This window comes from Shewanella surugensis (assembly GCF_023284005.1).
Taxonomy (GTDB): Bacteria; Pseudomonadota; Gammaproteobacteria; order Enterobacterales; family Shewanellaceae; genus Shewanella; species Shewanella surugensis.
In genome coordinates, this window is sequence record NZ_JAKIKS010000037.1 from 1 (window position 1) to 12,348 (window position 12,348).

Annotated in this window: 8 protein-coding genes; 3 read left to right on the forward strand and 5 right to left on the reverse strand. The window is 41.4% G+C overall.

Annotated features, from left to right (window positions below; translation table 11 throughout):
* Positions 1–844 precede the first annotated feature (844 nt).
* Together L2764_RS11055 and L2764_RS11060 are read right to left on the reverse strand one after the other, a co-directional pair.
* Complete coding sequence (locus L2764_RS11055; protein WP_248940273.1) at positions 845–1,567, reverse strand: hypothetical protein; 723 nt, start codon at positions 1,565–1,567, stop codon at positions 845–847.
* Between the two features lie 422 nt (positions 1,568–1,989).
* Positions 1,990–2,748, reverse strand: a complete 759-nt coding sequence (locus tag L2764_RS11060; protein WP_248940274.1) for a class I SAM-dependent methyltransferase — start codon at positions 2,746–2,748, stop codon at positions 1,990–1,992.
* A gap of 777 nt (positions 2,749–3,525) precedes the next feature.
* Here L2764_RS11060 and L2764_RS11065 point away from each other — a divergent pair.
* Together L2764_RS11065 and L2764_RS11070 are read left to right on the forward strand one after the other, a co-directional pair.
* A complete protein-coding gene (locus tag L2764_RS11065; protein WP_248940275.1) occupies positions 3,526–4,065 on the forward strand; it encodes a helix-turn-helix transcriptional regulator in 540 nt (179 codons plus the stop codon).
* A 284-nt stretch (positions 4,066–4,349) separates the two neighbouring features.
* Positions 4,350–5,807 carry a hypothetical protein gene (locus L2764_RS11070; protein WP_248940276.1) on the forward strand — a complete coding sequence of 486 codons (1,458 nt, stop codon included), beginning with the start codon at positions 4,350–4,352 and terminating at the stop codon, positions 5,805–5,807.
* A 310-nt stretch (positions 5,808–6,117) separates the two neighbouring features.
* Here L2764_RS11070 and guaA read toward each other — a convergent pair whose 3' ends face one another.
* Together guaA and guaB are read right to left on the reverse strand one after the other, a co-directional pair.
* Positions 6,118–7,695, reverse strand: a complete 1,578-nt coding sequence (guaA, locus tag L2764_RS11075) for a glutamine-hydrolyzing GMP synthase (RefSeq protein WP_248940277.1) — start codon at positions 7,693–7,695, stop codon at positions 6,118–6,120.
* A 137-nt stretch (positions 7,696–7,832) separates the two neighbouring features.
* Entirely contained in the window at positions 7,833–9,296 is a 1,464-nt protein-coding gene (gene guaB / locus L2764_RS11080; RefSeq protein WP_248940278.1) for an IMP dehydrogenase, read from the reverse strand.
* Between the two features lie 123 nt (positions 9,297–9,419).
* Here guaB and xseA point away from each other — a divergent pair, with 123 nt between their 5' ends.
* Positions 9,420–10,766 carry an exodeoxyribonuclease VII large subunit gene (xseA, locus tag L2764_RS11085; RefSeq protein WP_248940279.1) on the forward strand — a complete coding sequence of 449 codons (1,347 nt, stop codon included), beginning with the start codon at positions 9,420–9,422 and terminating at the stop codon, positions 10,764–10,766.
* A 73-nt stretch (positions 10,767–10,839) separates the two neighbouring features.
* Here the strand turns inward: xseA and der are convergent, their stop codons facing one another.
* Entirely contained in the window at positions 10,840–12,312 is a 1,473-nt protein-coding gene (gene der / locus L2764_RS11090; RefSeq protein WP_248940280.1) for a ribosome biogenesis GTPase Der, read from the reverse strand.
* Positions 12,313–12,348: the final 36 nt, after the last annotated feature.

A 12,348-nucleotide genomic window follows, 5' to 3' on the forward strand; every position in this document is an offset into this window, starting at 1 on the left:
CAGTTCCGTAGAGTGGCTACGCGCTATGAGAGAAAGGCTAAGTACTATTTAGGGACGCTTCAATTAGCTGCTTCTATGATTTGGTTAGCGTAATTGTCAACGCCCCCTAGTCACCTGTTACTTTATACATAAACATTAGCAATTCCAGCCTTAAAAACTAGGTATTATTATACAATAATCAATATGATAGGTGTAATTGATTATTATATAGAAAGCTATTGCTAATAATATATATGCTGAAAACTCTCTAAAGAAGATAATGGAACCATGTGTAGCCGAGTCCCAATGAGTCAGATTCAGCTTAATTACCTATGTTCTTCATCACTTAAACCGCCAAGAAACCGCTACTGGATTAACGTTGATGCTAATAGGTAAATTTTAGAAATGAATTCAGGCTGACAGCCATAAAGAAATAATCAGGAGCAAACACCTCCCCTTGCTTGTTCCCATTCTCTAATATAACCTGAACTTGGGTTAAGCAGCGCCGCTAAATATCACTATTTTGGCCCCTATCTGTGTTGTACTTTCTACTAATAACAGGCTATTAGGTACAAACCCCCGCCTTGATATCGACAAAAATATCGGCATTGAGCAAAAAGTAAAATAAATAAAAATAAGAAATGTATTAAGATTATGATTTTAAATGTAATTTAAGTCTATCTGACACTCATCATCCCGAGTTCAGGTTAATTGCTCAGCGATTTATCTTGGCACTTTATTTTACCGCTTAACTTCGACGACAGGTTTACTCTGACTCCACATTCCTTGAATCAATTCCTTTTTTCTCACTTTTTGAAGTAGCTTCGACTTCACTGTCTAACACACTGATCCTAGTCATTAACACTTAAAGATCTGAGTTTGATATTGAGGAAAATATGTAATCATTTAGCCCTCTCGACCTTAATACTTGGGCATCCTTAATCTCTTTCGACTTTAATGCTTGGGCATCCTTGGCTAGTTCCATCTTCTTATCATGTAAAATTAAATTTTCGTGGGTAAGACTACTGACACTCGTTTCGACACTGGAACTCATAACGTCTTCAGTTGAAATAAGTGCTGACTCAGTGTTAAGGGACTGCTGATGAATAACATTCATGACTTCAGATGCAAATATGATTTCATTTTGGTTGAGGTAACCTTGTAAAGCCGCTTTTAATATAAAATGGGGTAATTCTATTTTATTTTCAGTATATTCATATAAATCTTTTGCTGACGCTGAAATTAAATTATTAGTATGGCTACCCAGTGCTGAGTGATCAAAGAGTGTGTTCAAAATTTCAGCCGCCTTTTCAGCGGCGCAATCAGCTTGTCCTCCCGAATCAGGTTTAGCAGCAATTTGTTGTAAAATAGAGATACTATCAGCGTCACTATTTTTAGCTTTCTGTTCTAAAATCCAAAATAGATCAGCTAACCTTTGATCTGTGGACGTTTTATCAGTGAAAGTCTCATTAAATACTAAATCCATTTGTTCTTGAAGAGGTTTATTTACTGGTAAAGACAGATAAATAGAACCATATGAGAGTGCATCTGTGGATATAGTCATGTGATTTTCATTTTCAATACTCATTATTGGTCTTACACTAGCATGTTGTTTTCAGTTATTGATTCCAAATATTAGCCTTCCCTAAACTAAAGTGATCAGACCAGAATATGCGCACCGACGACAAAGCCGGATTATCACTGGCAGGTTCAACTCAGAAATGGAGCAATGTGATAGTGCTTAGAATCTAACTTGTGAGTTTTTGGTTAGGAAAAGTATGAGAATCGAACGCACGATAACGCTCCCATCAAGCGCAGCTGAATCCGGTCGCTTGGTAGTTTTCGTGATGTGGAACGCTGATACTTAAGACTTATTTCCAAGTTTATATGCGTAATCCCCAACAATAGATGAAAATAGCTCTAGAATTTCTATTTTGGACCTTCCCGCACCTGCAACTTTCACAAGATAGAAACTGATCTGGTCAAGTCCAATCGATATTTGATAAAAAATTAATCTCGAATACGTAAAGCAACCTCATCAATTTTTTCATTGTTTGGCATATCAAGTTTGTGTGGCATAGAGACCTTATCTTCTCTTTTAGCGTGTTTACTGAAAGTTAATTCTAATGTAATTGGAAATGAATTATCGATTATGATTGGAGCATAATTATTTGCATGTATATGAACTAAATTAATATTTATATTTTTTATAAAAGACTCAATTATTCCTATATGAACATCACAATCATGAAACTCAATAACCATTCCAGTAATTTTATCTTGGTTTTTAATCAAGGTATCAAGTATTCGATATTCTGAACCTTCTATGTCTATTTTAAGAAAGATGTTTGAATAATTAACATCATCAAAAACATCCTCCATAGAACAGTTATTTCCACCCGCATTCACACCTACAAACTTCTCGATATGTTTACGATTACCCGTAAAAAATTTCTTATATGAACAATAAACTTTTATCCAGTGTAATAGTAGTTTTGGTCTATGGAATTTCCTTAAAGAATTTTTAATATTCTTAAAAAACACCTTCTTACTTACTGATGCATCATAAGCATAAATCGGTACATCTTTATATTGACAAAAGTCACTTTCAAAACTCCAGTCATCATTGATACCTAAGCCAATTAATGCATCTGAAGCATAGATATCGCTTTTTGATATCAAATAACCCCCATCAAAATCTCTACCAACTCTCACTAAATCTGTGGCTGTATGAAACTGCATAAAACGGGGTAATAAACCAATCAACATTTTTACTCCTAGTGGTTATTTATACATTTACTTTGTTAAATAAATTATACTAACGCTGTTTAACTTATAAATAAAAAACCATTAGAGCAAACGCACTCTAATTATTTAATAATCATATTTCTGCAATAGTTAATGTCGACTATTAGCCTTATAGTTATTAATACAACAATCACTGTAATATTGGTAACACGCACACTATACATAAAGGAAAGTTATGGAACAAGGAAAAAATATGATTCTAATAGAAAGGAAATTAGTTTTTTCCGTTATTAACTAAACTAAAGTTAAAAATAGAAACCGTTAGAGAATTGGGTTAAATAATCTTATCAGGAAAATAGAACGTGAAAAAACAAAATAGCCTTATTATTTTAAAGAGATTATATGGATCAAGCATAATTGGACACCTTAATTTTCATTTTTCATAATTTATTTGTGTTAAATCACCAAGGACTATAGTCGTTTCTGGTGTATGAGAATAAAGTATTTCGATGTAACCTGTTAATTGATCTTGGCGGATCAACAATTAACAAAAGAGACATCGCAATGACTAAAAATGATGATGTTATTTCTATTGAAACACCAATCAGTCCGTTAGAGCAACGATTAAAAAAAGGGACGCAACAGCTATTAGCGCTATCTCCTTGTCTTGTTTGACAAACCTATCGTATTTTACCTAAACATGGTTTGAATAAGTAACAATATACGCAATTTTGTACAAAACAAGCGATTAAGTTTACGTTATGATGAAAAAATACCTATTTCGTGCAGTTGTTATTAATGAAAAAGAACAATATAGAACGCGCAGATTATCATTTCACTGAAGCAGTGGTTTATGACGAACATATGGCTAATATGCTGCAGCTTGGATTTACTACACTGAGTACTTCAGGTAATCGATTATTACGTGAAACATTAATCTATTCGATATTGATTAAATTAGTTGCTCGCCACAGTAAAGTCAGACCAGAGAATCCGTTTAGTGTTGCTGCGACACCTCAAATGTTATTAGTGAAACAATTTTTAGATGCTCAGCCTCAAGCAAATGTGTCTTTAGTGGAGTTGGCTAATTTAGTCAATTTGAATCCATGTTATCTCTTGAGGCAATTTCAACGTCATTTTGGTCTGCCACCTCATACCTATCAAATACAGTTAAGGCTACGGTTAGCCAAGCAGCTGATTAGTCAGGGGGCTAGCTTGTTGGATGTGGCTTTAGAATGTGGTTTTCATGATCAGAGCCATTTTTCTCGTCACTTTAAAAAGACCCTTGGGGTGACACCGGGGAAGTACGCTAAGGCCATAGGCAATATCATACGATAATTAATGGCTTGTTTAATTTAATCTGTTGGGATGACTTATTCAGTAAGCGTTAACCATGATGATATTATTCCAGAAAATTTCTCCACTTTATCAATCTCGTACACGAGCTATGTTGAAAGGGGCATGGATGATTCAGCCTTTATCCATTGCGGTCATATCTTTGAAGTGGTTAGAATTAGTTGACCACTTCACACATTAACTTTCAATACTTCACTTTGGTCTAATTTAAAAACCCCTCAACAATGTAACAATTAAACCTTATTTATAATAAAAAGAAAAATAACATGAAACCAAATACAGTAATTATTATCACTTTATTAATCAGCAGTACACTTTTGGGCTGTGGTGGTAGCGATAGCAATTCAGCAACAACCAATGAGCCACCTCAAACCGATAGCCCCATTAACAATGGTAAGCCTAAAGAAGAGGTGATTGAGCAAGAAAAAAACCTTGATGTCGAAGCTGTAAGGCGAACCGGATCAGGAAATGGCCAAGACACACAAGCCATTTTCGTGCTACATGATAGCTCAGGCAATATTATCAGCCAACATCAAGTCAATCAATATGGTCAGGCCCTATTACCTTGGACTGAGCAAGCCACGCATTTAACCTTCATTACGCGAAGCGATGGCAACGTATTAAAACTTCAAAGTTTCATGAATATTTCTGCCGATGATATACAAGGTAAGCGATTCATCTATCAAGCGAAAAACTGTAAAAGTGTCACACTGACACTCAATATAGACACACTCAATAACGAAGCAATTGATGAAGTCTTAGTGGTCAATGGCAAAACCGATCACAGCATCACTCTTACACCAACCAATGATGAAACGACGCTAGCCGTTGAATATTGTGAGAGTCAAACCCAATTGCCTATACAGCTCATCAATCCTTATAACAGTACCGCTAAAGCAGGACTCATTTCACTCACAGGTTTGAATGAATACACTTTATCCCTGTCCGACTTTAACGAAACAGGTATTTATGCCGATTTAAGTGCCTTGAACGATTGGGAATATGTCACGCTTAAGGGCAATCATCATAAGCTCACACGAGAAAATAGACTGCCTATCCACTATCCAGACTATGTTTACCCAACATTGAACCCCCAAACCCAAGTTGAGTTTATTCATCCATTTGAAGAGGCTTTTGCTGATACTAATCAAGACTTTACATTAACGGTCATTGCAAGCAGTATTCGTAACCTTGACCACAACTCTAAGCTTAGCCACTCGCCTAATCGTTTAACCTTATCGCCTTTACATAAAGCACAATCAAAACAATTATTTAAACAGATATTCAAATATCAAAATAAGCTGTACCTTGATCTAATGAATTTTACAAGCGACTATCAACAAATTGAAATAGAAGTATGTGATGAGCAAGGTAATGAACGTCACTATGAAAGTTGCAATGACAATAAGCTCAACTGGCGTATTCACACCTTTTTAAACTCAAACAGTCAGCCATGGCAGCAGCTTGCATTTCCAGAGGATATCAGCCAAACATTAAACCAATTAGGGCATTTTGCCGTGTCACTGACCCTCATTCAACATCTCGATGATACTGATAAACTCAATAAACTCAATAAACTCAATAAACTCAATAAACTCAATAAACTCAATAAACTCAATAAACTCAGCAAGCTTACAGAAACGATTGATAACTCTCAAATCAGCCTAAAGCATGAAGTTGATGGTCTCAATTTTGGCATTATTATGAAAAAATCGGCGCAATAAAACCTTATCAAGCCTCCCCTCAATCAATGAGCAGCCTGCCATCGCTATGGGCTGCTCAAAAAACATGTCAACTCAACCACACTCAATCATTCCCTTCCCACGACAACTCAATAAACCTAACTATCTTGCACCACAGCTCCTCCCATTTAAAAATAACCTTATTTTTTAAATGAAAAAATCCCTATTAGTTAAACCAATAGGGATTTTTCATTTTCACTCTAATACTGTCATAACATAAACTAGAGCTATCAGATCAACCTAATTTCGACACTTGAACACGAAGCTTAGACATCTCATCAGTGGGAATACCCTATTCCCACTCAATCGTGGCTGGCGGCTTACCCGAAATATCATACACCACCCGTGAAATACCATCGATTTCATTGATGATACGATTCGAGACGCGACCTAAGAAATCATACGGCAGATGCGCCCAATGTGCGGTCATAAAGTCGATGGTTTCAACGGCGCGCAAGGACACCACCCAATCGTATTTACGACCATCGCCCATGACGCCAACAGAGCGCACAGGTAAAAAGACCGTGAAGGCTTGGCTGACTTTGTGATACAAGTCGGCGTTATGCAGCTCTTCAATAAAAATTGCATCGGCGCGGCGCAGTAAGTCGCAATACTCTTTCTTCACTTCACCCAACACGCGTACACCTAAGCCCGGTCCAGGGAAAGGATGACGGTAAAGCATGTCATAAGGCAAGCCAAGTTCAAGCCCTATCTTACGCACTTCATCTTTAAACAGCTCACGTAACGGCTCAACGAGGCCTAAATCCATATCATCAGGCAAACCGCCGACGTTATGGTGCGACTTAATCACATGGGCTTTACCGGTGGCGCTGCCCGCAGATTCGATCACATCGGGGTAAATAGTGCCTTGGGCTAACCATTTGGCGTTAGCGCATTGCTTCGATTCTTCATCAAAAATGTCGACAAATACGTGCCCAATAATTTTACGCTTAGCCTCAGGATCGGCCTCGCCCTTTAAGGCATCGAGGAAACGGTTTTCAGCCTCTACGTGCACAATTTTAAGACCGAAGCGATCGCCAAACATGTCCAGCACTTGTGTGGCTTCATTGAGGCGCAATAAGCCGTTATCCACAAACACACAGGTGAGCTTATCACCGATGGCACGGTGTAATAACATCGCCACAACCGATGAGTCAACGCCGCCCGATAAGCCTAAAATCACCTCATCATCACCAATTTGCGCCTTTAAACGTGCAATGGCATCTTCGATAATCGAACTCGGTTTCCAGTTCGCTTCACACTGACAAATACGCAAGGCAAAGTTTTCAAGCATGCGCAGGCCTTGGCGAGTATGCGTCACCTCAGGATGAAACTGCACGCCGTAAAAATGCTTATCTTCATTGGCTATCGCCGCAAACGGACACGTATCGGTACTGGCAACGGTCACAAAACCTGCTGGGATCTTTGATACTTTATCACCATGGCTCATCCACACATCGAGCAAGGGGGCACCATCATCACTTAAGGCATCTTCAATATCTTTAAAGAAGGCCGATTGCGTCTCCAATTTCACCTGAGCGTAACCAAACTCACCTTCACCCACGCCTTCAATGACTTCACCGCCTAATTGCGCCGACATGGTTTGCATGCCATAGCAAATACCTAATACTGGTACACCGGCATTAAACACATAATCTGCGGCGCGCGGCGAATGGGCTGCGGTGACACTTTCAGGTCCGCCGGCTAAAATAATACCGTTAGGGGCATATTCACGGATCTGCTCTTCAGACACATCCCATGCCCAAAGCTCGCAATAAACCCCAATTTCACGAATACGACGGGCAATCAACTGGGTGTACTGCGATCCAAAATCTAAGATAAGGATCTTATGCTCATGAATATTACTCATGGGAGGCTTACTCTCTGTTGGTGTGGATAAAATAAAAAACAAATATTGGCAATGCTATAACAGCTAATAATGACAAAGCAGAGAAGCAGCCCATTTCATGGGTCGCCTCTTCGCTGCTTTACACTAACGCTACTAGATTATGAAGAGCGATAGTTCGGCGCTTCTTTACTCATTTGTACATCGTGAACATGAGATTCGCCCATTCCCGCCGAAGTCACCTTAACAAATTCGGCTTTCTCATTAAGATCTTTAATGGTTGCGCAACCTGTTAGTCCCATACATGAACGTAGGCCACCCATATACTGATGAATGATTTCTTTTAATTTACCTTTATAAGGCACACGACCTTCGATGCCTTCTGGCACCAACTTATCGGCTGCATTATCACTTTGAAAATAACGATCTGACGAGCCTTGGGTCATGGCGCCTAATGAGCCCATACCCCGATACGATTTATACGCACGGCCCTTATAAAGCTCCGTTTCACCCGGCGCTTCATCGGTACCGGCAAACATAGAGCCTGCCATGATGCATGATGCGCCCGCCGCTAAGGCTTTAGCTAAATCACCCGAAAAACGAATGCCACCATCAGCAATAACAGGAATATCTAAATGACTAATGGCCACTGCGGCATCTGAGATTGCAGTAATTTGCGGTACGCCCACACCAGTCACGATACGGGTGGTACAAATCGATCCAGGGCCAATACCGACTTTAACCGCGTTGACGCCCGCTTCAACAAGCGCTAAAGCGCCTTCTGCTGTGGCGACATTACCGCCAATAATTTGCAATTCAGGGTGTTTTTCACGCGTATCTCGAATACGTTGCAGCACACCTTCAGAATGTCCGTGCGATGAGTCAATCAATAACACATCCACGCCCGCTTTAACCAAGGCATCGACACGCTCTTCGTTACCCGCACCCGCACCTACTGCGCCACCGACGCGTAAACGACCTCGTTCATCTTTACAGGCATTGGGTTTTTGCTCGGCTTTTTGGAAATCTTTGACTGTGATTAAGCCCGTCAATATAAAATGGCTATCGACGACTAACACTTTTTCTATGCGATTGGTATGCATGATTTTTTGCACATCAGGTAGCGGCGTTCCTTCGAGCACAGTCACCAGCCTTGCTTTGGGTGTCATAACCTCAGAAACCTTACGGCTCCAATCGGTAATAAAACGCACATCACGACCGGTAATAATCCCAACTAATTCATTGGCATCAGTCACCACTGGGTAACCGGCAAATCCATTTTTCGCCGTTAATGACTTTAACACTTCAAGACTGGTATCAGGCGTCACTGTAACAGGTTGCTGCACGATGCCCGCTTCGTAAATTTTAACCTGACGAACTTCTTCGGCTTGCTGCTCTATACTCATGTTTTTATGAATAAAACCCATGCCGCCTTCTTGCGCCATGGCAATGGCTAAGCGCGCTTCGGTGACCGTATCCATCGCCGCAGAAACGATAGGCATATTGAGGTTAATTTTATTCGTCAGGCGCGTTTTTAATGTCGCGGTGTTGGGAAGAACGGTGGAGTGCGCTGGGATCAGCAACACATCATCAAAAGTGAGAGCTTCTTTCTTCAATCTAAGCATGCAACATGTCCCCAAGAGAGTCGGATTTTAAGAGGGTAAATATTGCGGCGAGATTATACCTTGCATATCTATGCAAGTAAATGGAAAATAGCGCTGATAACCCTTTCTCATTGATAAGCGCCTATGAAAAATAATAAGACCGATGTTTATACCGTCTCTCGCCTCAATGGAGAAGTACGTCAACTTTTAGAAGGGCAGCTGAGTCGCGTTTGGCTCAATGCCGAGATCTCCAACTTTTCATCGCCGACCTCAGGTCATTGGTATTTAACCTTAAAAGATGCTCGCTCTCAGATCCGCTCGGCCATGTTTAAAGGCCGTAATCAGCAGGTTAATTTCCGCCCCGCCAATGGCCAGCAAGTACTGGTGCGAGGTAATATTAGCGTGTATGAACCCAGAGGCGATTATCAATTATTAATTGACAGCATGCAGCCCGCAGGTGACGGATTACTGGCCCAACAATATGAAGCATTGAAACTCAAACTGTCCGCCGAGGGCTTATTTTCCAGCCATACAAAACGCGAATTGCCCCAAGCCATTCAGCGGATAGGCGTCATTACCTCGCCAACCGGCGCCGCTATTCGTGATGTTTTACATGTGCTGGCCAGACGAGACTCGTCCATTGAAGTGATTATTTACCCGACGCAAGTGCAAGGCGCTGCGGCGGTCAATGGATTATGCCAAGCAATTGCCACCGCCAATGCCCGCAATGAAGTCGATGTGTTATTACTGACCCGAGGCGGTGGCTCATTAGAAGATCTTTGCTGCTTTAATGATGAGAAGCTGGCTCACTGCATTTATAATAGCGCCATTCCGTTAGTATCAGCCGTCGGTCATGAAGTCGATACCACCATTAGTGATTATGTCGCCGATCTCAGAGCACCCACTCCCTCTGCTGCTGCCGAGCTTTTATCGAAAGATGCGGTGAATAAACAGCAAAAACTGCTGGCACAACATTCCCGCTTAAAGCAAAGCTGGCAACATTTTTTACTGCAAAAGCAAGCAACAGCCAATCAGCTCAATCATCAATTGCATCGTCACGATCCCAAGCGTCGTTTGCAAGCCTTTCAGCAAGGCTTTGATGAAATGCAATTAAGATTGACCAATGCGCTGGATCAGTACTTAAATAAGCTGACACTTTCCCAACAAGGTCTGTTTCACCGGCTTAATAATCAATCGCCGCAGCACACCTTAGCATTAAACGCTAGCCAGTTAATCCATCTAGAGAGACGCTTGAGCGACACCATCAATACCCAATTAAGCCGCAAACAGCAACAGCTTAAACATGTGACTCAACAGCTCGATACCGTCAGTCCACTGGCCACCTTGAGTCGAGGTTACAGCATTACCTTCGATAGCCTAGATCAGGTGCTCAGGGAGACTAATGACGTTAATGTCGGCGATATCCTCACGACTCGATTACGTCATGGTAAAGTACAGTCAAAAGTGAGTGCGATCACTCAAGCAGATTAGCACAAAAGTAAAAAAGGAACCTTGCGGTTCCCTTTTTTATCAACTTAATCGTTCAGCTGCTGCGTTTACGCGATTAATCGTTATTTTTATCTCTGATATGGCTGGTCATACGCTTACGACGCCTTTCTTGGCTCACTGTCAATTTTTTGCTATTGAGACCTTCGAACGGGTTGCCCCCTTCTTGGAAACGCAGCTGAATAGGCGTACCCATCACTTTCAATGAACGGCGATAATAGTTCATCATGAAGCGCTTATAAGAATCCGGTAACTTCTTCACCTGATTCCCATGCACGACAACGATAGGCGGATTATAACCCCCCGCATGAGCGTATTTCAATTTCACTCGGCGACCATTCACTAATGGTGGCTGATGATCGTCTTGTGCCATTTGCATAATACGCGTGAGCATTGCTGTACTGACACGCTTCGTCGCACTGTCATAAGCTTCTTCGATCGACTCGTAAATATGACCCACACCGGTGCCATGTAACGCCGAAATAAAGTGAATGCGGGCGAAATCAATAAATCCAAGACGACGGTCTAACTCACTTTTAACTCTGTCTTTAATCTCTTGATTGATGCCATCCCACTTGTTCACGGCAATCACTAAGGCACGACCCGCATTTAACGCAAAGCCTAACAAGCCTAAATCTTGCTCGGCAATGCCTTCACGTGCATCAATCACCAACAGCACGACATTACTGTCTTCGACCGCTTTAAGGGTTTTAATCACAGAGAATTTTTCGACAGTTTCATGCACCTTCCCACGGCGACGTACTCCCGCGGTATCGATCAGGATATATTCACGCCCTTCTCGCTCCATAGGAATATAAATACTGTCACGTGTCGTGCCCGGTTCATCGTAAACCACCACGCGCTCTTCACCTAAGATACGGTTAATTAAGGTCGATTTACCGACATTAGGCTTACCAATAATGGCCAGCTTAATCGGCAAGTCTTGCAAACGCTTTTGATCGGCTTCTGCTTCCTCTTCGGTGTATTCCCGCTCTTCATCATCTTCCCCTTCACCGTCATCTTTGACAATGCCCATGGCTTCAGCATAAGGGGCTAACGAATATTCAATCATGTTAGTGACACCACGGCCTTGAGAAGCCGCCATTTGGTACACTTCACCTAATCCTAATGACCAAAACTCCGCGCAAGCAGAGTCAGCATCAACACCGTCCACTTTATTGGCCACCACAAAGGTGGTTTTCTCACGACTTCTTAAATGTTGAGCAATGGCTAAATCCGCCGCGGTTAAACCCGCTCTGGCATCGGTCATAAACAAGACAACATCGGCTTCTTCAATCGCCGCTAATGACTGCTCAGCCATGCGGGTTTCGATGCCTTCTTCAGTGCCGTCGATACCACCCGTATCAACCACAATAAACTCATAGCCTGCCAAATGTGCTCGGCCATACTTACGATCCCGAGTTAAGCCAGGAAAGTCAGCAACAAGTGCGTCTCTGGTGCGCGTCAGTCGGTTAAAGAGTGTCGACTTACCGACATTGGGACGCCCAACTAGGGCCACTACAGGGATCATTTATTTGCCTCTATTGTTACTATTTTTTGAAATAAA